The 23,390-nt window shown below is 69.6% G+C and carries 23 protein-coding genes and 1 tRNA gene; 13 read left to right on the forward strand and 11 right to left on the reverse strand.

All coding sequences use genetic code 11. The annotated features are described in order from the left end of the window. Positions 1 to 83: 83 nt before the first annotated feature. Genes FHR82_RS04650 through FHR82_RS04665 form a run of 4 tightly spaced genes read left to right on the forward strand, consistent with a single transcriptional unit; the run spans position 84 to position 4,785 of the window. On the forward strand, positions 84 to 1,475 hold the full coding sequence (locus FHR82_RS04650; RefSeq protein WP_184808942.1) for an FAD-binding oxidoreductase: 1,392 nt from the start codon (positions 84 to 86) through the stop codon (positions 1,473 to 1,475). 38 nt (positions 1,476 to 1,513) lie between these two features. After that, entirely contained in the window at positions 1,514 to 3,067 is a 1,554-nt protein-coding gene (locus FHR82_RS04655) for an acetolactate synthase large subunit (RefSeq protein ID WP_184808943.1), read from the forward strand. Positions 3,068 to 3,112: 45 nt separating this feature from the next. After that, entirely contained in the window at positions 3,113 to 3,403 is a 291-nt protein-coding gene (locus tag FHR82_RS04660; protein ID WP_184808944.1) for an NAD(P) transhydrogenase subunit alpha part 2, read from the forward strand. Further along, positions 3,400 to 4,785 (forward strand): NAD(P)(+) transhydrogenase (Re/Si-specific) subunit beta, encoded by a 1,386-nt coding sequence (locus FHR82_RS04665; RefSeq protein ID WP_184808945.1) that lies wholly within the window; start codon positions 3,400 to 3,402, stop codon positions 4,783 to 4,785. The genes FHR82_RS04660 and FHR82_RS04665 overlap by 4 nt, the downstream gene beginning before the upstream one ends. A 217-nt stretch (positions 4,786 to 5,002) precedes the next feature. On the opposite strand, the gene FHR82_RS04670 is transcribed toward FHR82_RS04665, so the two are convergent. Beyond that, entirely contained in the window at positions 5,003 to 5,527 is a 525-nt protein-coding gene (locus FHR82_RS04670) for an isochorismatase family protein (RefSeq protein ID WP_184808946.1), read from the reverse strand. Between FHR82_RS04670 and FHR82_RS04675 the strand changes: the two genes are divergently transcribed. Beyond that, complete coding sequence (locus FHR82_RS04675) at positions 5,526 to 6,401, forward strand: oxygenase MpaB family protein (RefSeq protein ID WP_184808947.1); 876 nt, start codon at positions 5,526 to 5,528, stop codon at positions 6,399 to 6,401. The two genes, FHR82_RS04670 and FHR82_RS04675, sit on opposite strands and share 2 nt — an antisense overlap. Positions 6,402 to 6,631: 230 nt before the next feature. Here the strand turns inward: FHR82_RS04675 and FHR82_RS04680 are convergent, their stop codons facing one another. Next, the gene (locus FHR82_RS04680) at positions 6,632 to 6,973 is read right to left on the reverse strand and encodes a histone-like nucleoid-structuring protein Lsr2 (RefSeq protein ID WP_184808948.1); all 342 of its coding nucleotides are present in this window, start codon (positions 6,971 to 6,973) and stop codon (positions 6,632 to 6,634) included. Positions 6,974 to 7,058: 85 nt separating this feature from the next. Here FHR82_RS04680 and FHR82_RS04685 point away from each other — a divergent pair, with 85 nt between their 5' ends. Then, positions 7,059 to 8,009: a pyridoxal-phosphate dependent enzyme gene (locus tag FHR82_RS04685; protein WP_184808949.1), complete on the forward strand. Its 951-nt coding sequence runs from the start codon at positions 7,059 to 7,061 to the stop codon at positions 8,007 to 8,009. On the opposite strand, the gene FHR82_RS04690 is transcribed toward FHR82_RS04685, so the two are convergent. Continuing rightward, positions 7,999 to 9,312, reverse strand: a complete 1,314-nt coding sequence (locus FHR82_RS04690) for a hypothetical protein (protein ID WP_184808950.1) — start codon at positions 9,310 to 9,312, stop codon at positions 7,999 to 8,001. The two genes, FHR82_RS04685 and FHR82_RS04690, sit on opposite strands and share 11 nt — an antisense overlap. A 162-nt stretch (positions 9,313 to 9,474) precedes the next feature. Here FHR82_RS04690 and FHR82_RS04695 point away from each other — a divergent pair, with 162 nt between their 5' ends. Further along, the gene (locus tag FHR82_RS04695; RefSeq protein ID WP_184808951.1) at positions 9,475 to 9,966 is read left to right on the forward strand and encodes a DUF3145 domain-containing protein; all 492 of its coding nucleotides are present in this window, start codon (positions 9,475 to 9,477) and stop codon (positions 9,964 to 9,966) included. Positions 9,967 to 9,985: 19 nt separating this feature from the next. Next, on the forward strand, positions 9,986 to 10,573 hold the full coding sequence (locus FHR82_RS04700; RefSeq protein WP_184808952.1) for a hypothetical protein: 588 nt from the start codon (positions 9,986 to 9,988) through the stop codon (positions 10,571 to 10,573). Positions 10,574 to 10,580: 7 nt separating this feature from the next. Here the strand turns inward: FHR82_RS04700 and FHR82_RS04705 are convergent, their stop codons facing one another. From FHR82_RS04705 to aceE, 7 genes are all read right to left on the reverse strand, one after another. Continuing rightward, the gene (locus FHR82_RS04705; RefSeq protein WP_221463286.1) at positions 10,581 to 11,510 is read right to left on the reverse strand and encodes a peptidoglycan-binding protein; all 930 of its coding nucleotides are present in this window, start codon (positions 11,508 to 11,510) and stop codon (positions 10,581 to 10,583) included. Positions 11,511 to 11,657: 147 nt separating this feature from the next. Beyond that, positions 11,658 to 12,905 carry a beta-ketoacyl-[acyl-carrier-protein] synthase family protein gene (locus FHR82_RS04710; RefSeq protein WP_184808953.1) on the reverse strand — a complete coding sequence of 416 codons (1,248 nt, stop codon included), beginning with the start codon at positions 12,903 to 12,905 and terminating at the stop codon, positions 11,658 to 11,660. Between the two features lie 40 nt (positions 12,906 to 12,945). Further along, positions 12,946 to 13,197 (reverse strand): acyl carrier protein, encoded by a 252-nt coding sequence (locus FHR82_RS04715; protein WP_184808954.1) that lies wholly within the window; start codon positions 13,195 to 13,197, stop codon positions 12,946 to 12,948. A 52-nt stretch (positions 13,198 to 13,249) separates the two neighbouring features. Beyond that, positions 13,250 to 14,224, reverse strand: a complete 975-nt coding sequence (locus FHR82_RS04720; RefSeq protein WP_184808955.1) for a beta-ketoacyl-ACP synthase III — start codon at positions 14,222 to 14,224, stop codon at positions 13,250 to 13,252. An 8-nt stretch (positions 14,225 to 14,232) separates the two neighbouring features. Further along, positions 14,233 to 15,162 (reverse strand): ACP S-malonyltransferase, encoded by a 930-nt coding sequence (locus tag FHR82_RS04725; protein ID WP_184808956.1) that lies wholly within the window; start codon positions 15,160 to 15,162, stop codon positions 14,233 to 14,235. A gap of 131 nt (positions 15,163 to 15,293) precedes the next feature. Then, complete coding sequence (locus tag FHR82_RS04730) at positions 15,294 to 16,460, reverse strand: PucR family transcriptional regulator (protein WP_184808957.1); 1,167 nt, start codon at positions 16,458 to 16,460, stop codon at positions 15,294 to 15,296. Between the two features lie 559 nt (positions 16,461 to 17,019). Beyond that, positions 17,020 to 19,794 carry a pyruvate dehydrogenase (acetyl-transferring), homodimeric type gene (gene aceE / locus FHR82_RS04735; RefSeq protein WP_260417893.1) on the reverse strand — a complete coding sequence of 925 codons (2,775 nt, stop codon included), beginning with the start codon at positions 19,792 to 19,794 and terminating at the stop codon, positions 17,020 to 17,022. A 228-nt stretch (positions 19,795 to 20,022) separates the two neighbouring features. Here aceE and FHR82_RS04740 point away from each other — a divergent pair, with 228 nt between their 5' ends. The 3 genes from FHR82_RS04740 (at position 20,023) to FHR82_RS04750 (ending at position 21,065) form a co-directional block, all read left to right on the forward strand. Then, positions 20,023 to 20,454: a DUF3052 domain-containing protein gene (locus tag FHR82_RS04740; protein WP_184808959.1), complete on the forward strand. Its 432-nt coding sequence runs from the start codon at positions 20,023 to 20,025 to the stop codon at positions 20,452 to 20,454. Positions 20,455 to 20,510: 56 nt separating this feature from the next. Continuing rightward, positions 20,511 to 20,960: a peroxiredoxin gene (locus FHR82_RS04745; protein ID WP_184808960.1), complete on the forward strand. Its 450-nt coding sequence runs from the start codon at positions 20,511 to 20,513 to the stop codon at positions 20,958 to 20,960. A 33-nt stretch (positions 20,961 to 20,993) separates the two neighbouring features. Beyond that, positions 20,994 to 21,065, forward strand: a tRNA-Val gene (locus FHR82_RS04750). 254 nt (positions 21,066 to 21,319) lie between these two features. Here FHR82_RS04750 and FHR82_RS04755 read toward each other — a convergent pair. Further along, positions 21,320 to 22,192, reverse strand: a complete 873-nt coding sequence (locus tag FHR82_RS04755; RefSeq protein WP_184808961.1) for a hypothetical protein — start codon at positions 22,190 to 22,192, stop codon at positions 21,320 to 21,322. Between the two features lie 443 nt (positions 22,193 to 22,635). On the opposite strand from FHR82_RS04755, the gene FHR82_RS04760 reads away from it, so the two are divergent. Beyond that, positions 22,636 to 22,815, forward strand: a complete 180-nt coding sequence (locus tag FHR82_RS04760; RefSeq protein ID WP_221463288.1) for a KTSC domain-containing protein — start codon at positions 22,636 to 22,638, stop codon at positions 22,813 to 22,815. 190 nt (positions 22,816 to 23,005) lie between these two features. After that, positions 23,006 to 23,362, forward strand: coding sequence for a 2'-5' RNA ligase family protein (locus tag FHR82_RS04765; protein WP_184808963.1), 357 nt, complete (start codon positions 23,006 to 23,008; stop codon positions 23,360 to 23,362). Positions 23,363 to 23,390 lie beyond the last annotated feature (28 nt).

The following is a 23,390-nucleotide window of genomic DNA, read 5'->3' on the forward strand; positions in this document are numbered from 1 at the left end:
TTACCTCAGGGGAACGTGACGGCACTCAGCCACCGACCGCCTGCGGTCCGCAGGTTTCGCTGGGTCAGGACCAACACTTTTGAATGCGGGGAGGCGGACCAGTGGACCTTGCGGCACGGCTCGAAGAGATCGTCGGGACCGCGAACGTGCTCACCGGCGACGCGATCGGCGACGACTACGCGCACGACGAGACGCTGACCGCGACGCCGACCACACCGGCGCACGTCGTGCGGCCGGGCAGCGCCGACGAGGTCGCGGCGGTCCTCACGGCTGCCGCCGAGGCTGGTGTCCCGGTCACCGCGCGCGGCAGTGGCAGCGGCCTGTCCGGCAGCGCCGTCCCGCGCGAGGACGGCATCCTCGTGTCGTTCGAGCGGATGAACGAGATCCTCGAGATCGACACCGTCAACCACGTCGCCGTCGTGCAGCCGGGCGTCACGCTGACCGAGCTGGAGGCCGCGACCGCCGAGGTCGGCATGGTCTACCCGGTGTACCCGGGTGAGCTCTCCGCGAGCCTCGGCGGCAACGTGAACACCAACGCGGGCGGCATGCGCGCGGTCAAGTACGGCGTCACCCGCCACCACGTGCTCGGCCTGGAGGCGGTCCTGCCGACCGGCGAGACCATCCGCACCGGCGGCAAGTTCGTGAAGGCCTCCACCGGCTACGACCTCACCCAGCTGATCGTCGGCTCCGAGGGCACGCTCGCGCTGGTCACCGAGGCCATCCTGAAGCTGCAGCCCCGGATGACCGAGCAGGCCACGGTCCTCGCGCCGTTTCCCGACCTCGCGTCGGTCGCGACCGCGGTGCCCAAGGTCGTCGGCTCCGGCATCGGCGCGCTGATCCTCGAGTACATCGACGCGCTGACCATGGGCGCCATCACCTACACCGCCGACCTGCAGCTCGGGGTCCCCGACGAGGTCAAGGAGAAGTCCCAGGCCTACCTCGTGGTGATGCTGGAGAACAACTCCGCGCAGCGCCTCGCGGAGGACGTCGAGGCGGTCGGCGAGCTGCTCTCCGAGCTGGGCGCGCTCGACGTGTACTCGCTGCCCGGCGGCGCGGCCCGCAAGCTCATCGAGGCCCGCGAGAAGGCGTTCTTCACCGCCAAGGGCGCGGGCGCCGACGACATCATCGACACCGTGCTGCCGCGTGCCGCGCTGCCGGAGTTCTTCGCGAAGGTCCTGGAGATCGCGCAGGGCAGCCAGACGCTGGTGGTCGGGTGCGGCCACGCCGGTGACGGCAACGTGCACCTGGCCGTGTTCCAGAAGGACGCCGAGGTGCGGCACCGGGTGCTGCACGACCTGTTCAGCGCGGGCATGGCGCTTGGCGGCGCGATCTCCGGTGAGCACGGCATCGGCCGGGAGAAGAAGCAGCACTTCCTCGACCTGGAGGACCCGGCCAAGATCGAGCTGATGAAGCGGATCAAGCAGGCTTTCGACCCGAGGGGCATCCTGAACCCCGGTGTCCTCTTCGACGCCTGAACGAAGCTTGCGGAGTGAACAGCGACAGGGAGTAACAGATGAACGGCGCCCAGGCGCTCCTGCGGACCCTCGTCGACGGCGGCGTCGACGTCTGCTTCGCGAACCCCGGCACCTCCGAGATGCACTTCGTCGCCGCGCTCGACGCCGTGCCGGAGATGCGGGCGGTCCTGTCGTTGTTCGAGGGCACCGTGACCGGCGCCGCCGACGGGTACGGCCGCATGGCCGACCGGCCCGCCGCGACGCTGCTGCACCTGGGCCCCGGCATGGCGAACGGCCTCGCGAACCTGCACAACGCGCGCCGCGCCCACACCCCGATGATCAACGTCATCGGTGACCACGCCCGCTACCACAAGGGTTTCGACGCGCCGCTGGAGTCGGACATCGACGCGCTGACCGGCTGGCTGCACGGCTGGTCCCGCACGTCGAAGGCGTCGGAGGAGATCGGCGCGGACGCGGCCGCCGCGATCGCCGCCGCGATGCAGCCACCCGGCCAGCTCGCGAACCTCGTGCTGCCCGCGGACGTCTCGTGGTCCGACGGCGGCGTGGTCGGCGAGCAGGTCGAGCCGGTCGCCGCACAGCCCGTCGAGGACGACCGCGTCGCGGAGATCGCGAAGATCGTGCGGTCCGGCGAGCCCGTGGTGCTGTTGCTCGGCCACGGGACCACCCGTGAGCAGGGCCTGCGCGCCGCGAGCCGCATCGCCGTGGCCACGGGCGTGAAGCTGTTCGCGGAGACGTTCCCCGCGCGCATCGAGCGGGGCGCCGGACTGCCCACCATCGAGCGGCTGGGCTACCTGGCCGAGCAGGTGCAGTGGCAGCTGTCCGAGACCAAGCACCTGGTGCTGGTCGGCGCGAAGTCGCCGGTGTCGTTCTTCGCGTACCCGGGCAAGCCGTCGGAGCTGGTGCCGGACGGGTGCCAGGTGCACGTGCTGTCGGTCCTGGGCGAGGACGGCACGGGTGCGCTGGAGCACCTCGCCGACCTGGTCGCCGCCGACGCGCGGCCGGTGCTGCAGGAGGCGACCCGGCCCGGGGTGCCGTCGGGTGCGCTGACGCCGCAGAACTGGACCGAGGTGATCGGCGCGCTGCTGCCCGATGGCGCGATCGTGTCCGACGAGGCCAACACGTCCGGGCTGATGATCCCCATGACCACCGCGGGCGCACCGCGCCACGACGTGCTGACGTTGACCGGCGGTGCGATCGGGCAGGGCCTGCCGGTGGCGGTGGGTGCCGCGGTCGCGGCGCCGGACCGGCCGGTCGTGTGCCTGCAGGCGGACGGCAGCGCCATGTACACGGCGTCGGCGCTGTGGACGATGGCCCGCGAAGGCCTCGACGTGACGACCGTCCTGCTGAACAACCGCGCGTACGCGATCCTGCGGATGGAGCTGTCGCGCGTCGGCGCCACCGAAGCGGGCCCGAGGGCACAGCAGCTGCTGGACCTGTCCGGCCCGGACCTCGACTTCGTGTCCATGTCCAACGGCATGGGCGTGCCGGCGTCGCGGGCGACGACGGCGGAGGAGCTGGCCGACCAGTTCGCGAAGGCGCTCGCCGAGCCGGGTCCGCACCTGATCGAGGCGATGGTGCCGCCGCTGCTCTGAGGCTGTTCCGACAAGAGAACCGGTGTCCTACAAGGGGGTGGGCCAATGCTGGTGCAGAACCTGGCGATCCTGGTGCTGGCGGGTTTCGTCGGCTTCGCGGTGATCTCCAAGGTGCCGAACACACTCCACACACCGCTGATGTCCGGCACCAACGCGATCCACGGCATCGTCGTGCTCGGCGGGTTCATCGTGCTGGGGCTCGGCGCGGAGGGGGTGCTGAACAAGATCCTGCTGGTGGTGGCGATCGCGTTCGGCACCATCAACGTGGTGGGCGGTTTCCTGGTCACCGACCGCATGCTCGGCATGTTCAAGGACAAGGACCGGTCCGGGAAATGAACGAGACGGTCATCCAGAGCCTGTACATCGTCGCGTTCGCCTTGTTCATCTACGGGCTCATGGGCCTCACCGGGCCCAGGACCGCGGTGCGCGGCAACAAGATCGCCGCCGCGGGCATGGTCGTCGCGGTGGTGGCGACGCTGATGACGCCCGGGCTCGGCAACTGGTGGCTGATCCTGCTCGGCGTCGCGCTCGGCGCGGTGATCGGCGTACCCGCGGCGCGGCGCGTGAAGATGACCGCGATGCCGCAGATGGTGGCGCTGTTCAACGGCGTCGGCGGCGGGGCGATCGCGTTGATCGCGTGGGTGGAGTTCCGCAGCAGCGGCGGGTTCGCGCACGAGGAGGCGTACGTCGCGGTGGCGTCGCTGTTCGCGGCGATCATCGGGTGCGCGTCGTTCTGGGGTTCGAACGTGGCGTTCGGGAAGCTGCAGGAGATCCTGCCGGGCCGGCCGCTGTCGGTCGGACGGCTGCAGCAGCCGCTGAACCTGCTGGTGCTGCTGGCTTCCATCGCCTGTGCGGTGTCCATCGTGGTCGGTGGCACGAGCGAGTGGCTCATGGGCGGCCTGCTCGTGTTCTCGTCCGTGCTCGGCCTGCTGGTGGTGCTGCCGATCGGCGGCGCGGACATGCCGGTGGTGATCTCGTTGCTCAACGCGGCGACGGGTCTGTCCGCGGCCGCCATGGGTCTGGCGCTGGACAACACGGCGCTGATCGTGGCGGGCATGATCGTCGGCGCGTCCGGCTCCATCCTCACCAACCTGATGGCGAAGGCCATGAACCGGTCCATCCCGGCGATCGTGGCGGGCGGCTTCGGCGGCGGCACGGTGGCGTCGGTGGCCGGGAACGGCGACCGCTCGGTGCGCCGGACGTCCCCGGCGGACGCGGCGATCCAGCTCGCGTTCGCCCGGCAGGTGATCGTGGTGCCGGGGTACGGGCTCGCGGTCGCGCAGGCACAGCACGCCGTGCGGCAGCTGTCCACTGCGCTGGAGGACAAGGGCGTGACCGTGTACTACGCCATCCACCCGGTCGCGGGCCGCATGCCCGGGCACATGAACGTCCTGCTCGCGGAGGCGGACGTGCCGTACGACCGGCTGCGCGAGATGGGCCAGATCAACGGCGAGTTCGGACGTACCGACGTGACGCTGGTGATCGGCGCCAACGACGTCACCAACCCGGCCGCGCGCACCGACCCGTCGTCCCCGATCTACGGCATGCCGATCCTCAACGTCGACGAGAGCAAGTCGGTCATCGTGCTGAAACGCGGGATGAGCCCGGGCTTCGCGGGTGTCGACAACGTCCTCTACTTCGACCCGAGAACAGCGATGCTCTTCGGCGACGCGAAGTCGTCGGTCTCCGACATCACCGAGGAGCTGAAGTCCCTCTAGCGTTCCGGCACTAGCCGAGGAACCCGGGGTCCGGCAGGCCGAACTGCGTGCAGAACTCGGTGTGCAGTCCGAGGATCTCCTTCAACGGCACGGGTGCGCGGCTCGTGGCGGCCAGGTCGGCCCATGGCCGAACCCTGTCAGGCGCGCGGTCGGGTAGCGCCGTGCACCCGAGGCCGAGCGGGTTGAGCGGCGGCGGACAGGCCGTCCGCCCGAGCTGTCAGCGAGTAGGCAACCGCGCGAGCAGCTCCTCGGTGGTGACGACCACGCCCAGCTTCGGGAAGACGTACTCGACCGCGAAGTCGTGGGCGTGCTGGTCGAGACCCGACATGGCGTCGGACACCAGGACGGTCGCGTAGCCGTGGTCGTCGGCGGCGCGGGCCGTGGACTCGACGCCGAAGTTCGTCGCGATGCCGCCGAACACGACCGTCTCGATGTCGTGCTCGCGCAGGGCCGCGTCGATGCCGCTGGACGGGAAGGCGCCCCAGCTGTTCTTCACCACCACCACGTCTCCCTCGGGCGGGGTGACGGCCAGCTCGCTGCCCTCGGGCTGCGTGCCGCCGGGGCGTTCGACACGGACCCACACCACGAGCCCGCCCCGCTCGCGGAACGCGTCCGCCAGCCGCACGCACCGCTCGAGGACCTGCTCGCCGGTGTGCGGCGTGGTCGGCAGCGCGATGATCCTCGGCATCAGATCGACCAGGACCATCGCCGTACGCCGCGGATCGAGGTTCAATGGGCTCATGTCCGCGAAGCCTAACGACGCCGGGATGTTCGGTCCGGACTCGGTGAGCTGGCAGCTGCACGCGGAGCCCGCCATGTGGCTCGCCGGCATCCGCAGCCTCTACCTGCAGGCACTGCACCCGCGGGCGGTCGCGGGCATCGTGCAGAACTCCGACTTCCGCGGCGACCCGCTCGGCCGCCTCGTGCGCACCGCGAACTTCGTGGGCGCCGCCACGTACTGCCCGCGTGCGGAGGTCGAACGGCAGGCGGCCAAGGTCCGCGCGGTGCACCGGTCGCTGCGCGGCACCCACGAGGGCCGGGTGTTCCGGATCGACGAGCCGGAACTGCTGCTGTGGGTGCACTGCGCGGAGGTGTCGTCGTTCCTGACGGTCGTGCGCCGCGCGGGCTTCCCGCTCACCGCGACGCACGCGGACCGCTACCTCGACGAACAGCGCAGGTCGGCGGCGCTGGTCGGGCTCGACCCCGACGAGGTGCCGGGGTCGGTGGCCGCGATGCGCGCATACCTGCTGGGCATGCGGCCGGTGCTGCGCCGCACCGACGACACCGACGCGATCTACGACTTCCTGCACCGCCCACCGGTCGGCGGGCGGCTCGCGCTGGGGCTGCCCGTGTACGAGCCGCTGGTGGGGCACCTGGCGTACTCACTGCTGCCGCGCTGGGCGCAGACCATGTACGGCCACCGCGGCTACCCGTACGCCATGAGCACGGCGATGATGAAGACGCTGTCGGAAACGTTGCGCGCGTTGCAGAAGACCATGCGGACCGTGGTCCGCGAACCACGGCTGGGTCCACTGGTGCCGCATCCCGTACTCGCGGCGCGACGGCTCGGTGACTGGGCGTTCCCATCGGCGCGGAAGCTACCGGCTGCCGCTTAGTGCTTCGTGCCACGCCTTCTGGTGTTCTGCTCGGTGTGGTTCGTCCTCGCCGGACGGGCCTCCTCGCCGGAGGGGCAACTACTATCCAACCCACAACCACCACGTGTTGCGTTCACCAGTTGAACCCGCCCTCTGGTGGTGTCCTGAAAGGCGCTTTCGGGCGCTCAACGTCCCAATCGGGACTCTCGCGACACCGGCAGCGGTCCGTGGCGCTCGCTGTGGGAGGCGGGTTAGTTGCCGTGGGCTTCCTGGAAGCGCATCACCAGTGCCTGCGGGACGCGGCCGCGCTCGGCGACCTGCTCGCCCTGGCTGCGGGCCCACTCGCGCACGGCCTGCGTGTCCGGCTTTCCGTTGCCGTTGGTGGCCTTCGGCGCGCTCGCGCCGCGCTGCTTGCGGCCGCCGACGCGCCTGCCGTGACCGACGAACTCCGCTAGCGTGTCGCGCAGCTGTGCGGCGTTGTCGGCGGAGAGGTCGATCTCGAACTCGACCCCGTCGAGGGCGAAGGTCACGGTCTCGTCGGCTTTTCCGCCGTCAAGGTCGTCGACCAGCTCGAGAATCGTTCGCTGCGCCACAAGGTCCTCCGCATCGGATCAGAATCGAACAACCAGAGCTTAGCGCGGTGTGGCGGCGCGACCCGCGCGGCGGCAGACTCGTCGTGTGGATTTGTCGTCGTTTCCCAGAGTCCCCCTCGGTTCCTGGCCGACCCCGCTCGACCCGTGTCCCCGCCTGAGCGCGGAGCTCGGCGCGACCGTGCTGGTGAAACGGGACGATGTCGGCGGAATCGGGCTCGGCGGCAACAAACTGCGGAAACTGGAGTTCACGCTCGGCGCCGCGCTCGCCGGAGGCGCGGAGAAAATCGTCACGTTCGGTGGTCTGCAGACCAACCACGGCAGGCTCACCGCGGCTTCGTGCGCACGCCTGGGGTTGCGCTGCGAACTCGTGCTGACACGTTCCGTGCCGCGTTCCGGGTTCGCCTATGAGCGGTCCGGGAACGTCGCGCTCGACGAGCTGTTCGGCGCGACCGTGCATCTGTGCGACACCGACGAGGAGGCCGCCGCGCTCGCGGCGGCGCTGGCCGACGAGTCGACCGTGACGCTGCCGGTCGGCGGGTCGAGCGGGCTGGGTGTGCTCGGGTACGTCGCCGCCGCGGCCGAGCTGGCCGAGCAGCTGGGCGACCGGAAGGTCGACCGGATCGTCTGCACGCTGGGCAGCGGGGGCACCGTCGCGGGCCTCGCGCTCGGCGCGGACATCCCGATCACGGCGGTCTCCGTGTCCAGGGAGTCGGACGCGGCGATGGCGGTGCTGGAGGAGGTGGCTGGCCTCGGCGCCGAGGTGCTGGGGCTCGACGAGCCGAAGCTGCTGCACGTCACCGTCGACGACAGCACGCTCGGCGAGGGCTACGGCGTGCCGACCGACGAGGTGTGGGCCGCGTTGCGCCTGTTCGCGCGCACCGAGGGCATCGTGCTCGACCCCGTGTACACCGGGAGCACGGCGGCCGCGCTGATCGCGGGCGTCCGTCCCGGTGAGACGGTCGTGTTCTGGCACACCGGTGGCGTACCGGCCCTGTACGGGTACGCGCCCGACCTGGCCGCGGAAGCTAGGCGTTGACCTGGATCTCCAGCGCGCTGTTGGCGATCTTCGTCAGGGTCGCGTCGTCCGCTGTGGACGGCTCGCCGACCCACACGGCCTGCACGAGCTTGAGGCTGTTGCCCTCGCGGCCGCTCGCGAACGCGGCCGACTCGAAGAACGGCTTCGCCTTGCCGGGCCACGGGTCGCCCTCGGTCGACGCGTCGGCGATCGCGCCGCTGCCCGGCTTGTCGGCGACCGCGTTCAGCTCGCCCGCCAGCACGGTCTCCGGGAACCGCAGCACGGCGACGAGCACCGCGGCGCGCTTGCCGTCCGTTGTGGACTCGTAGCGCGCCCGCACCAGCTCGGAACAGCGGTTGCGCTCCAGCCACACCTGCACGTCGCCGTACGCGTGCGCCGCGCAGTCGGTGTCGGTGACGGTGCCCCTCGGCTCGAACGTGAGCCCGTCGACGATCACCCCGCTCGTCTCGGTGCGGGTCGAGGCTGCGCCCTTCGTGCCCTCGTCCGCCGACCCGGACGACGCGACGGCGTACACGATGCCGGTGAGCAGCAGCAGGGCCACCAGCACCGCGGCACCGGTAGGCAGCCAGTGGAGCGGCTTCTGCTTGGGCTTCCCCTTCGACGGGCCAGCCGCGGCGGGCCGCTGGGCGGTCTGCACGCGGGGGATCAGGGTGGTGCTGGCGGCGGCCATCTCCGGGACCGCGGCACTGGTGAAGCCCTCACCGGAGAGGTCGACGTCCTCCAGGTCCGGCGCGAGCGCGGCGATGATCGCGCGGGCCTGCGTGATCGTGCACGGCCGCTGGTGGACCGCCAGCTCGCGGGCCGCGTTCAGGAGGGTCTTCGGCTCGGGGTGCAGGATCCGCACGCCACGCAGCAGGTCGGAGGTCGGCTGGTGGACCTGCGACACGTACGGCCCGACGGCGACGACCATGCCCACCGGCAGCGGCTCGACCTTCGCCTCCTCGAGCCTGCGCCGGAGCGCGCCGACCACGGACACCGCGTCCGCGGCCGGGTTGACCGCGCCGTCGCCCCTGGTGAGGGGCCAGCCGTCGGTCTTCCACTGCCCGGACAGCGGCGCGTCGAGCCGAACCGCGGGGTCCGGCAGGTCGACACCCACCACGACCAGCACGCCACGCGGCAGCACCACGACGGCATCGACTGACCGGTCGACGCCCTTCGGTTGTAGCCCGACCAGGGCGATTCCGCCCACGATCGAGTGACCGCGACCCCACGACGTGAGCGCGGCGCGCACGTCGGCGCCGACGGTCGACGCCTCGTCCCCGATCCGCACCACCCGCACCGCGCACCCCCTGACAGAACGCATGCGGACCGACCGGCCCGACGGCACAACGGTAGCCAAGGCCCGATAGTGTGGCGTAACTGCCCGTGGTCAGGGCACAATGGACCAGCGTGTGTGTCACTGAAGATCAAGCTGTCACGAGGACGTAGGGGAAGACGAATCCTCGTCGAGCAGCGGAGGTCAGCAGTGAGCACTCGTGGCGTTGTGTACGTCCACTCGTCGCCGTCTGCGGTATGTCCGCACGTCGAGTGGGCTATTTCAGGCACCCTTGGCGTGCGCGCGAACCTCCAGTGGACCGCGCAGCCCGAGGCAGCCGGTCAGCTCCGCGCTGAGTGCGGGTGGACCGGTGACCCGGGCACGGGTGCCAAGCTGGTCGCTGCCCTGAAGGCCTGGCCCATGCTGCGCTTCGAGGTCACCGAGGAGCCGAGTCCCGGCGTCGACGGGGAGCGCTTCTGCTTCGCACCCACCCTCGGCCTGTGGCGCGCCCGCACGAGCGCCAACGGCGACATCGTCGTGGGCGAGGACCAGCTCAGGTCCATCGCGGGTACCGCACGTGCCGGCGAGCAGTTCGCCCACCGCGTCGACGAGCTGCTCGGCGCGTCGTGGGACGCCGCGCTGGAGCCGTTCCGGCGGGCAGGCGACGGCGCTCCGGTGACCTGGCTGCACCACGTCGGGTAGACGTGGCAGTCTTGCCGACGTGTCCACGGGGTCCCCTCGGCAGCTGTGGCTGCTGCCGGTGCTGCTGATCACGGTGATCGCGACCGCCCTCGGCGGTCTGCTGGCGCGTGACCTGTACTCCGAACCGGTCACCCCGCCGCCCGCCACGGTCGTGGCGACGTCCCCGTCGCCCGGTCCGCCCGAGGAACAGCCGGGTCCGGCGGACGTGCGCGGGACCGCCGACGCGGTCGTGCACCCGCTCTACCACACGCTGCGGAAGCTGCTCCAGACGTACTTCAACGCGGTCAACGCGAAGGACTACGCCCAGTGGTCGTCCGCGGTGACCTACGAGCGGCAGACCAACCAGCCGGAACAGAAGTGGCGAGACGAGTACGCGAGCACCAAGGACGGCAACATCGTCATGCACCGGGTCGAGGCCCGAGGAGACGGGACCGCCCGGGTGCTGTTGACGTTCACCAGCACCCAGGCGGTGACCGACGCTCCTCAGGAGCTGCCGGAACCGTGCATCCACTGGAACGTGGTGTGGGCCTTCTCGACCGAGGACGGCGAGTGGAAGCTGGCCGCCGGGCCCGCGTCCGCCACGCCCCAGCACGAGGCCTGCGGCTGACCGGGGGCTACGAGGTGCAACCCGACGTCGGCAGGCTCGACAGGCTCGGCGGCGCCACCCCGTCGTAGATCGCCAGCAGGAACGGCTGCGGGCAGCGGGCCACGCCGTCCGAGGTCCGGATCTCGACGTGCAGGTGGGGCGCACCGGAGTTGCCGGTGTCGCCGGTCGTGCCGACCCGGGTGCCCGCGCTCACCGACGCGCCGTCGGCCACCGAGCGGGCCGAGAGGTGGCAGTAGACGAACCGGGAGCCGTCGGGCCGCAGCAGGCGCAGGCCGATGCCGCAGGACGCGCTGTCGAAGTGGTCGGCGACGGTGGCCGTGATCGCGTACGCGGGCACGTAGGACACGATCAGGTCGACCGCCGGCGTGCTGTTCCAGTGCGGGCCCGCGTAGTCCCCGCGGCTCGCCGCCGAGCGGTCCAGTGGGAGTGCGTAGCCGCTCGGGTTGCCGCCACCCCCGCCGCCGACGAGGGTCTGCCACGTCTGCGGCCCGACCTGGCCGTCCACCCCGAGGCCGTGCGCGCTCTGGAAGTTCCGCACCGCGCGGTCGGTGCCCGAGCCGAACTGCCCGTCCACGGCGAGACCGGCGCCGTACCGGTTGAGCTGGGTCTGCGCCGCGCGCACCGCCTCACCCGTACTGCCCTGGCGGACGGCGACGATCAGCCTCGGCCACGTCTGGGAGCCCACCGTCCCGTCCGCGGTGAGGCCGTTGGCGCTCTGGAAGGCCACCACCGCGGACCTGGTGGCCGAACCGAACGCGCCGTCGGCGCTGATGCCGTGGCCGTGGTGGCGGAGCAGGTACTGCACGGTCGTCACGTTCGGGCCACTGGCGCCCTGACCGACGGACGGCCAGGCGGGCAGCGCGCTCGCCTGCGGGGCGAGCAGAAGGGTGGCGGCCAGGACGGCCACCAGCATCGAGAGGAGCCGGGACATTCGCATGGGTACGGCCTTTCGAGCAGGGGGACGAAAGGGTCGGAAAAACACTAACCAACCGTCGTCGCCCGCTGTACCGGCAAAGGCACGAATGCCACGAAGGGCACCTTCGGGACGTCGACCGTCTCGAAGGTGCCCTTCAGGGTTTGGCTCTTACGCGGCCGTGAAGACCAGCGCCACGTTGTGTCCGCCGAAGCCGAACGAGTCGTTCATGGCCGCGACCAGGTCCAGCTTCCTGGCCTCACCCGCGACGACGTCCAGTTCGACCTTCGGGTCCTGGTTCTCCAGGTTCCGGGTGGCCGGGATGATCCCGTGGTAGATCGCCAGCAGGGTCACGATGCTCTCGACCGCGCCCGCGCCGCCGACCAGGTGGCCGAACGAGCTCTTCGGCGCGGTCAGCACCGTGTGGTCACCGACCGCCTTCCTGATCGCGACCGCCTCGCCGACGTCGCCGACGACCGTCGACGTGGCGTGCGCGTTGACGTGGCCGATGTCGGCCGGCGTGAGGCCCGCCTCCCGGATCGCCTTGGTCATCGCGTTGATCTGGCCGATGCCCTCGGGGTGGTTGCCCGTGATGTGGTACGCGTCGGACGTGATGCCGGTGCCCGCGAGCTTGCCGTACACCCGCGCGCCACGGGCCCGTGCGTGTGCCGCGGACTCCAGCACCAGCACACCGGCGCCCTCACCGAGGATGAACCCGTCGCGGTCGACGTCGAACGGGCGGGACGCCCGCTCCGGCTCGTCGTTGCGCAGCGAGAGGGTGCGGGACTGCGCGAAGCCGGCCACCGTGATCGGGTGGATGCACGCCTCCGCGCCGCCCGCGACCACCACGTCCGCGCGACCGGATTGGATCATCTGGTACGCCTGGGCAAGGCCCTCGGCACCGGACGCGCAGGCCGACGCCGGGGAGTGCACCCCGGCCCTGGCCCGCAGTTCGATGCTGACGAGTGCCGCGGGCCCGTTGGGCATGAGCATCGGCACGGTCAGCGGTGACACCTTGCGCAGGCCGTGCTGTTCGAGCAGGTCGTCCTGGTCGAGCAGCGTGACCGGACCACCGATGCCCGTGCCGATCGCGACACCGAGGCGGTCGGGGTCGACCGGCTCGTGCTCGTCGGACGGCAGCTCGTACCCGGCGTCCGCCCAGGCCTGCCGGGCCGCGATCACCGCGATCTGCTCGCAGCGGTCCATCCTGCGCAGTTGCACCCTGGGCAGGACCTCGGACGGCTCCACGGCCAGTGGGGCCATGAGCCGGGACGGCAGGTTGTACTTCTCCGCCCACTCGGTGTCGTTGGTCTTGATTCCGTTGCGGCCGGCGATCAGCCCGTCCCATGTGGACGTGACGTCACCGCCGAGCGGAGTGGTCGCTCCGATGCCGGTGACGACAACTTCGACCGTGCTCATGGCGTCTCCGTGATCCTTCTCAGGGTGTTCGGGGAAACCGTCAGGCGTTCTTCGAGACGTACGTGACGGCGTCCCCGACGGTCTTCAGGTTCGCGAGCTCCGCGTCCGGGATCTTGACCTCGAACCGGTCCTCGGCCTGCACGGCGATCTCCACCATCGACAGCGAGTCGATGTCCAGGTCGTCCACGAAGGACTTCTCGGCGGTGACCTCGTCGGCCTCCACGCCGGCGACCTCTTCGACGATCTCGGCAAGGCCGGCCAGGATCTCCTCGTCGGTGGGCTTCTCTGCCATGCTTCTTCTCTCCTTTGTCGATCCGGACCGGACGGCCCGGAAGTTCGGTGGGTTACGGGCAGACGACGACCTGGCCCGCGTAGGACAGGCCCGCGCCGAACCCGATGAGCAGCGCCACGTCCCCGGAGTGGATCCGGCCCGCGGCCCGCATGTGGTCCATCGCCATGGGCACCGACGCGGAGGAGGTGTTGCCGGAGGTCACGATGTCGTCGGCGACGACCATGTCCTCCCGCGCGCCTTCCTTCCGCAGCTTCTTCGCGATCGCCTCGACGATCCGCAGGTTGGCCTGGTGGGGGATGAGCACGTCGATGTCCGAGGGCTTGAGCCCGGCCAGGTCCAGCGCCTGCATCGCGATGGGCGCGATCTTCGTGGTGGCCCAGCGGAAGACCGACTGGCCCTCCTGGTAGATGTTCCGCTCCTCGGTCATCCCGATCATGTCGACGAGGTCGCCCGCGGTGCCCCACGCCACCGGGCCGATGCCCGGCTCGTCGGACGGACCGACGACCGCGGCGCCCGCCGCGTCGGCGAAGATGATCGCGGTGGAGCGGTCGGTCGGGTCGACGATGTCGGACAGCTTCTCCGAGCCGATCACCAGCGCGCGCTTCGACGAACCGGAGCGGACCAGGTCGGAGGCGACGCCGAGCGCGTAGCAGAAGCCGGCGCACGCGGCGTTGAGGTCGAACCCGCCCGCCGCCTTGATGCCGATGAGGTCGGCGACCTGCGCGGCCGCGTTGGGGATCGGCGCGATGGTCGTGCAGTTCGCGACGATCACGGTGTCGAGGTCGGCAGGCGTGAGCCCGGCGGCGGCGATGGCCTTGGAACCCGCCTCCACGGCCATGCTGACGACGGTGTCCTTCTCACCGGCGAAGCGCCGCTCGACGATGCCGACACGCTCGCGGATCCACTCGTCGTTGGTGTCCATGATCTTGGACAGGTCGTCGTTGGTGACGACGTTCTCCGGCTGGGCGCTGCCGATGCCGAGGATGCGGGTGCCGGGAACGCCGGTGGCGATCCGCAGTGCGGTCATGGTGGAGGTCACTCCTCGTCGGCGGTGGTGAGGGCGGCGGCCACCTTCGCCAGGTCGTCCGGGGTCTTGAGCGCTGCGGTGGTGGTCCCGGTGAGCTCGCGCTTGGCGAGGCCGGTCAGCGCTCCTGCGGGTGGCAGCTCGGCGGTGGCGTGCACGCCCAGCTCCTTCATGGTGGCCATGCAGAGGTCCCAGCGGACCGGAAGCGTGACCTGATTCACGAGCCGTTCGAGCACGTCGGCACCGCCCGTGACGCGCGTGCCGTCGGCGTTGGACAGCAGCGTGCGCGCCGGGTCGGCGACGGTCACGTCCTTGGCCTTGGCCCGGAGCGCTTCCTGCGCGGTCGCCATGTAGCTCGTGTGGAAGGCACCGGCCACCTTGAGCTTGATGACCTTCCTGACGAAGTCGGGCTTCTCGGCGACGGCGGCGTCGATCGCGTCGACGGGCCCCGCGGCCACGATCTGGCCAGCCCCGTTCATGTTGGCCGCGGTGAGGTCGTGCTCGGCCAGCCAGGCGACGACGTCGTCCGGCTCCCCGCCCATGATCGCGGCCATCCCGGTGGGCGCGATCTCGCACGCGGCGGCCATCTCCCGCCCGCGCACGGCGGCGAGCGCGACGGCGTCGTCCGCGGTCAGCACCCCGGCGACGGCCGCGGCGGCCAGCTCACCGACGGAGTGCCCGGCGACGACCACGTCGTCGGGCAGCGTGACCCGGGTGGTGAGCACCTCGTAGGCGAGCAGCGAAGCGGCCACGACGAGCGGCTGCGTGACGGACGTGTCCTTGATCGCGTCGGCGTCCGCGACGGTGCCGAGCGCCACGAGGTCAAGGCCGGCGAGCTCGGACCACGTGGTGAGCCGCTCGCGGGTGCCGTCCACTTCGAGCCAGGGGGAGAGCATGCCTGGAGTCTGGGAGCCCTGACCGGGGGCGAGTAGTGCGAGCACATGTCAAGGGAACACGGTGAACCGGCTGTGGGGGCATGCCGACAGTCACCAAGTCGCGGCAACCGAGTTGTAGGAACCCTACAAAGGTGACGGCCGCATGAACGGTAAAGACGGTTTTCCGTAGTAGGTCACTACCACAGGCCACGAGACCGCGACAATCTTCCGACGGCAAGTGCGATGCGAAGCACGAGCGCGTCCCGAGGCAGGTTCGCGTTGTGCCCGGTGATCTCGGTGGCCTTCCGCAACCGGTAGCGGACGGTGTTCGGGTGCACGAACAGCAACCGCGCGCACGTTTCGAGCACCCCACCCACCTCGAGGTAGGTCTCGACGGTCTCCAGAAGCGCCCCGCCCGCCACCTCGAGCGGCCGGGCGATCTGGTCGATCAACTGCCACTCGGCCTCGGGATCCCCGGCGAGCGCCCGCTCGGGAAGCAGGTCCATGGACCGGACGGGCCGGGGCGCGGACGGCCAGGCGACAACGGCCCGCAACCCGGAGAGCGCCTCGACAGAGGACCGGTGGGCGTCAGCGATGTTCACCACAGTCGGGCCCGCGACGACGGGCCCGTCCCCGAAGGACGTGGCCATCTTGTCGAGCACCCTGGGGTCGTCGGTGTCCCCGGCGAGGACGACGACGAGCCGGGACCCCTGCACGCCGAGCAGCACCGGCCGGTTGGCCCTGGCTGCCCGGCTGCGCACTTCGTAGACCACGGTGGGCGGGTCGTCGGAGGGCGAGTTGCCGACCAGCACGGTGGCTGGTTCGTCGAGGTCCCACCCGAGCGCCGCCGCGCGGGAGAGCAGGGACTCCTCGGCGTCCCCACGGACGATGGCGTCGACGACGGAGGCTTCGAGCCGCGCGTCCCACGCACCGCGGGTCTCGGCGGCGGAGGCGTAGGACATGGCGGAGGTGAAGGCGACCTCCCGGCCGTAGCGGAGCACCGCCTCGGTGAGCACCTGGCGCTCGTCCTCGTCGGCGGCGAGGTCGGGCACCTCCCGTTCGATGACGTGCACGGCCACCCGCACCAGTTCGACGGTCTGCCGGAGTGAGATCCACCGTGAGAGGTCCCGGGGCGCCTGCCGGAACGCGTCGGCGGTGAGCCGGATCGCGTCTCCTTGGTCCCGCAGGTAGGCGACGAACCCGGCGGCTCCCGTCTGGGCGATGAGCTGCACGGAAGCTCGCTGGTCAGCGGGCATCCGGCCGAACCAGGCGAACTGCTCGTCCATGGACGCCAGCGCGGCGGAGGCCAGCTTCCCGGACGCACGATCAAGCGCCGCAAGCGTTTCCTGCGACACCTTCACCATGCCAAGAGCCTAGCGACCCGGGTGCGTACTCCTGCGAAACGAGTTGATCGGGCGCTGGTTCCTGGTCCTCGCCGGATGGGTTTGCCTCCGGCGGCTCCTCGCCGGAGGGGCAGGTCTCCGGGATGGCAGGCAGCCTGGGGGGTGTGGGCTTGCGCCCCCGGCGTCTCCCGCACTCTCGCGACGTCCCCGTTGTGCCGTGAAAGGCGCTTTCACGGCGTTGGCCATGCTGTGAAAGGCGCGTCCGGGTCACTGAGTGTCCTGAAGGCGCCTTTCATGCCATCGGCCGCTGTGGTCCCGCGACCGCGAAGGGAACCAAGCTGGGTCAGGAACCGAACGCACCGTGGGGGGCTCGGGGGGCTCGGCCCCCCGGCAGACACTGAGGCGAAGCAAACGGGAAGGTGTCCCCAGACACCGAACAGCCCCGCCCGGCTTCGCCGGGCGGGGCCTCTCCCCGGTCCCCACCGGTGACTCCACTATGGAGGGTTCGGGGAGAGGACGCCACTGCTGTCCCCCGATCGTGCTACTGATTCATCAGCGCAGGTCAGAGGGTTACCCAGAGTCAGGCGACGCCGGGGTCGGATGTCTGCGGTCCGGCGGCCTGGATGTCGTCGATGCGGTATCGCCGCGCTGCTTCCACGACCTTGTTCTGGTCGATCTCGCCCGTCTTGGCCAGCGCTGCCAGTACGCCGACGACGATGGACTCGGTGTCGACCAGGAAGTGGCGCCTTGCCGCCGGGCGGGTGTCGGAGAAACCGAACCCGTCGGTGCCCAGCGTCAGCATCTCGCCGGGGACCCATGGCCGGATGAGGTCGGGCACGGCACGCATCCAGTCGGACACCGCCACGACCGGGCCGTCCGTGTTCTCCAGTACGGAGGTCACGTACGGCTTGCGTGGTTCGGCCTCGGGGTGCAGGAAGTTGTGCCGGTCGATGTCGACGGCGTCGCGGCGCAGTTCGGCCCACGAGGTGGCGGACCAGACGTCGGCGTAGACGCCCCACTCCTCGTCGAGCTTCTGCTGTGCGGCGAGCGCCCACGGCATGGCGACACCGGAGACGAGGATGTTGGCCCTCGGTCCGTCGCCCTCCTCGGCCTTCTTGTACCGGTAGAGCCCGCGGAGCAGGCCCTCGACGTCGAGGCCTTCGGGTTCCGGCGCCTGCACGTACGGCTCGTTGTAGATGGTGAGGTAGTAGAAGATGTCCTCCGCCTGCTCGCCGTACATCCGCCGCAGGCCGTCCTTGACGATGTGCGCGATCTCGAAGGACCACGCGGCGTCGTAGGCGACGACCGCCGGGTTCGTCGCGGCCAGCAGCAGTGAGTGGCCGTCGTTGTGCTGCAGGCCCTCGCCGGTCAGCGTGGTGCGGCCCGCGGTGGCGCCGAGCACGAAACCGCGTGCCATCTGGTCGGCGGCCGCCCACAGGCCGTCGCCGGTGCGCTGGAAGCCGAACATCGAGTAGAAGATGTAGATCGGGATCATCGGCTCGCCGTGCGTGGCGTACGAGGTGCCCGCCGCGGTGAACGACGCGGTCGACCCGGCCTCGTTGATGCCCTCGTGCAGGATCTGGCCCTGCTCGCTCTCCTTGTAGCTGAGCATGAGCGACGCGTCCACGGACGTGTACATCTGCCCGTGGGGGTTGTAGATCTTCTGCGTCGGGAACATCGAGTCCATGCCGAACGTGCGTGCCTCGTCCGGGATGATCGGCACGAGCCGGCCGCCGATCTCCTTGTCCTTGGCGAGGTCGCGGACGAGCCGGACGAACGCCATCGTCGTGGCGACCTCCTGCTTGCCGGAGCCCCTGCGGATCACGTCGTAGACCTTGTCGCCGGGCAGCACCAGCGTCTTGGCCTTCTTGCGGCGCTCCGGCACGAACCCGCCGAGCTGGCGGCGCCGTTCCAGCAGGTACTGGATCTCCGGCGTGTCGGGGCCCGGGTGGTAGTACGGCGGCAGGTACGGGTCGGACTCGAGCTCCGCGTCGGAGATCGGGATGTGGATGGAGTCCCGGAACTGCTTCAGGTCGTCCAGGGTCATCTTCTTCATCTGGTGCGTCGCGTTGCGCCCGGCGAAGTGCGATCCGAGGCCGTAGCCCTTGATCGTCTTGGCGAGGATGACCGTGGGCTGGCCGTGGTGCTCGACGGCGGCCTGGTAGGCGGCGTAGACCTTGCGGTAGTCGTGGCCGCCGCGCTTGAGGTTCCAGATCTCCTGGTCGGTCATCGGCGTGACCAGCTCCTTCGTGCGGGGGTCCCGCCCGAAGAAGTGCTCGCGCACGAACGCGCCGTCGTTGGCCTTGTAGGTCTGGTAGTCGCCGTCGGGTGTGGTGTTCATCAGGTTGATGAGGGCACCGTCACGGTCGGCGTGCAGCAGCGTGTCCCACTCGCGGCCCCAGATGACCTTGATGACGTTCCAGCCCGCGCCGCGGAAGAACGACTCCAGCTCCTGGATGATCTTGCCGTTGCCGCGCACCGGGCCGTCCAGGCGCTGCAGGTTGCAGTTGATCACGAACGTGAGGTTGTCGAGGCCCTCGTTCGCCGCGACGTGCACGAGGCCGCGTGACTCCGGCTCGTCCATCTCGCCGTCGCCGAGGAACGCCCACACGTGCTGGTCGGAGGTGTCCTTGATGCCGCGCGCGTTCAGGTAGCGGTTGAACCGCGCCTGGTAGATCGCGTTCATCGGGCCGAGGCCCATCGACACGGTCGGGTACTCCCAGAAGTCCGGCATCAGCCGGGGGTGCGGGTAGGACGGCAGTCCCGCGCCGGGGCCGCCGTGGGAGTACTCCTGCCGGAAGCCGTCGAGCTGGTCGGCGGAGAGGCGGCCCTCGAGGAAGGCGCGCGCGTACATGCCGGGGGAGGCGTGGCCCTGGAAGAAGACCTGGTCACCGCCGCCGGGGTGGTCCTTGCCGCGGAAGAACCAGTTGAAGCCGACCTCGTAGAGCGTCGCCGAGGACGCGTAGGTCGAGATGTGGCCGCCGACACCGACGCCGGGCCGCTGCGCGCGGTGCACGGTCATCGCCGCGTTCCAGCGGATCCACGCACGGTAACGACGTTCTGTCTCCTCGTCACCGGGGAACCACGGTTCCTTGTCGGTGGGGATCGAGTTGACGTAGTCCGTGCTGGTCAGCGACGGTACGCCGACTCGGCTCTCCCTGGCGCGCTCGAGCAGCCGCAACATCAGGTAGCGCGCACGCTGCTGGCCGCCCGACGCGAGCATCGCGTCGAACGACTCGAGCCACTCGCTGGTCTCGTCCGGATCGATGTCCGGGAGGTGTGCCGCGAGACCGTCGCGGATGACCCGGACCCGCTCGGGCTGTTTCCTGCTGTTTTCGCTGTTCTGCGTAGCCAAGGGGTCTCCAGTGCCTGCGCTCATACCGCTAACTCTGCCATCGTCGTCCCGATGGCCGCTCAGGTCATCCTTACCGGCGAGTAGCGGTGGGTTTTGGGATGGTCCGTCCAGGGCAAACCCGGCGTGGGTGGTTGCGCGGTATGGCAAGGTCAGTGTTCGCTGTCCCAATACCGTTTCGCGGTTGGTCGCAAGATCGCCGCGGTGGCGTTCGAGGAGGAGTGAGAAGCCGTGGTCGCCGCGGGAGACGCTGGCAAGGCCGGTGTCGCCGAGAGGCTCGGGATCGAGCCGGGCATGGTCGTCCAGGAACTCGGCTGGGACGAGGACGTCGACGACGGCGTCCGAGTCGCCATCGAGGAACAGATCGGTGGCGATCTGCTGGACGAGGATGCCGATGACGTCGTCGACGTCGTGCTGTTGTGGTGGCGCGAGGACGACGGCGATCTCGTCGACGCCCTCATGGACGCCATAGGTCCCCTCGCCGACGAAGGCACGATCTGGGTACTCACCCCCAAGACCGGCCGCGATGGTCACGTCGAACCGAGCGAGATCGCTGAGGCGGTGCCCACCGCGGGCCTCGCGCAGACGTCGAGCATCAGTGTCGGTACGGAGTGGTCGGCCATCAGGCTGGTGTCACCCAAGTCGGCGAAGACCAAACGCTGAGCTTCGTTAGGCTGTCCTCCGGCAAGGCTCACTAGCTCGTCGGAGGTGGCTGCTCGGTGGTCGACGTCGGTTCCAAGGCGCCGGAGTTCACGCTCAAGGACTACAACAAGCAGGACGTGTCGCTGTCGTCGCTGGTCGGTCAGAAGCCGGTGCTGCTGGTCTTCTACCCGTTCGCGTTCAGCGGCATCTGCACGGGCGAACTGTGCCAGATCCGCGACGACTTCACGTCGTTCGCCGACGTCCAGGTGGTCGGTGTGTCCGTCGACACTCCGTTCAGCCTCAAGGTGTGGGCTGAGCAGGAGGGCTACCAGTTCCCGCTGCTGTCCGACTTCTGGCCACACGGGGCGGTCGCCCAGCAGTACGGCGTCTTCAACGAGAAGGCGGGCATGGCGAACCGCGGCACGTTCCTCATCGACACCAAGGGCGTCGTTCGGTTCGCGGAGGTCAACGGGCCCGGTGAGGCCCGCGACCAGGAAGCGTGGAAGAAGGCGGTCGCGAGTTTGTGACTGTTCGGCCGGGCCTTTCGGGTTCGGCCACCAGGGCGTATAGCTCAGCGGAAGAGCACTCGGTTTACACCCGAGCGGTCGTAGGTTCGATCCCTACTGCGCCCACCGGCGGTTTCTTCGCCCCCTGGGGTGGCGCTCCTATATGGAGCGCGGTAGTCTTCGCGCCACAATGGACGCTGAGCGGTCCGGCAAAATCGGTACCTGCTCCGGGGGCCTTTCGTCAACGCGGAACCGCCACCATTCAGCGCATCAGTACGAACAGAAGGAAATATCAAAGATGTTTCTTGGTGGCGGAGAGGATGGCGACAGCTGAGTGCTGTTGCCGTTGAACGTAGCCCGCGTCGCCAAGTCGTCGCGGGTTATTTTAGTTGTAACCTGATTCCGATCCACGTGTATTCAGGAACTTTCTCCGCGTACCACGTGTAGGTCTTCCGGCCGTGTTGTTCGGTCATGTCGCCGATCAGCTGCACGTCGGGTTCGCCTTCGCCGATCAGTTCGTACGCTGCTTCGAACTCTTCGGGTAGGACCACGCTGTACCTGACGAACTTGATCTCCAGTGCGCTCGTCGTCCGGAGTAGGAAGTCCTCCGGCTTGTTGTCGCGCATCATGGGGCGGCACTTGGCCGGCCAGGTGCGCTCCACCTGGAAGCGGATGGTCTCCCCTCGGCGTAGCGGCGGGTCGAGATCGATGTAGGCCACCAGTTTGTCGCCTTCCCAGGCCGCCATCACGTGCCACGACGGCCCGAGCGAGTTGTCCGCGTTGACGCGTCTCGCGGTCATGGTGATCCGGCGGAGCTGACGCTTCGGTTGCCGCCAACGGCTCCTTGCGGTCAGCCTGGCGAAGAAGACCATCTCGCGCGGTGCGACCGCATCGATGATCTGCACTTCGTGCGTGTCGCCGTTCGGCATGATCACTACCGTCTGTTCCCAGTTGTCGACGACGATGAGGGGTTCTGGCCCGAGTTTGCTGAGCACCTCGTAGTACCAGTTCAGCCGGTGCAGGTAGGTGTCGCGTTCTTGCCGGACACCGTGCCGGTCGGCCAGCAGCAGGAGTATTCCGATCACCAGGCAGACAATGCTTACGGCAAATGTCACCGTGTCAATTGTCCCATCGCCGAAGAATGTGCCAAGAAGGCTGGCGAATGCCGTCGCTCCGAGGGCTGTCTTCAGCGCTGCCGAAGGCTCGTGGTCGCGACGATAGACGTCCCACCACCTCGTGGATTTACGGAGCATCGCGTCTCCCCCACCGGCAAAGTGCGAGGTAGGCGCTGTCCGGGTGGTTTCGAGCGCCTATCTCAAGAATAGATGGCGCCGTGCGGAACTCATTAGTGCATCAGAGTGGATCTCCGGCACCTGCGATGACCGTCGGTGCGTGCGCACGCATTTCGGTTGGGTCGAAGAAGGAATGGCCTGCGGGGGCCTTCAGGGCAAATGCCGTGGAGAGGAAGGAGGCGGCCGCGGCGTCGAGCGGGATCCTGATCGTTCATGGGAACGATCTGTGCGGGGGTGTGTAGGGATCCCCAGTGCTCGAGTGCCGCGGTGCCCCGGTCCGCTGTACCTCTTCGTGGTGGAGATCGGATCGTGGTGACAGCGTGTTACTTGCTTTGGGGAGGTATCACCCGTGAGGGGGAGGGTAGCCTGGTCACATGTACCGGCAGCGGGTTGATTCTTCTGCTGTGGTTTCTGTGGGTTACGACCGGAAGCGGCGGGTGCTCGAGGTCGAGGTCGAGGGTGGGGCGGTCTACCAGTACCTCGACGTCCCTGCTCGGGAGTACTTCGCGTTGGTGAGTGCGGAGAGCGTCGGGCGGTACTACAACCAGCGGATCAAGGCGGAGTACGAGTTCCGGCGCCTCTGATCGATGGTGGTGCGGAACCGGAGTGGGTCGTAGACGGTCGGTGCGCCCAGCCACGGGATCGGGGTGCTGACGCCGAGGCCTGAGAAATCCGTGTAGCTCAACGGGATCGCGGCCGGCGTGCCGACGACCACGCCCGCCTGCGGCCCGGTTCACCGCCACCGGCAGAGGTACCCGATGTCGGCGGAGGAGGATGGGTGGAACCCACCGAGAGCGCCGTCCTGGTGCCCTGTGCCGGGACGACGTGGTGTGGCTGGCGCCCGAGCCGGACCGGCCGTTCCGCGCCATGACCGGCGCGGTCTGGCGGGCCTTCCCGGACCACCCGCCCTACGGCGGTGAGTTCGACGACATCGTCCCGCACCTGACCGTCGGCCACGCGGACCTGCCCGCCATGCGGGCCACCGCGGCGGAACTCGCACGGCGCCTGCCGGTACGCGCGCTCGTCGACCGGGTGCAGGTGATGGAAGGGACCGACGCGCCGGACTCGTGGCGGACGACTGCCGAACTCAGCCTGCGGGGGCCAGCTCCGGGGCCGCGCCCTCCGGGGTGACCGACGGGAGCCACCTCAGCGGGGCCAG

Origin of the sequence: Actinophytocola algeriensis, from assembly GCF_014203735.1 — a bacterium.
In the GTDB taxonomy this organism is placed as follows: Bacteria; Actinomycetota; Actinomycetes; order Mycobacteriales; family Pseudonocardiaceae; genus Actinophytocola; species Actinophytocola algeriensis.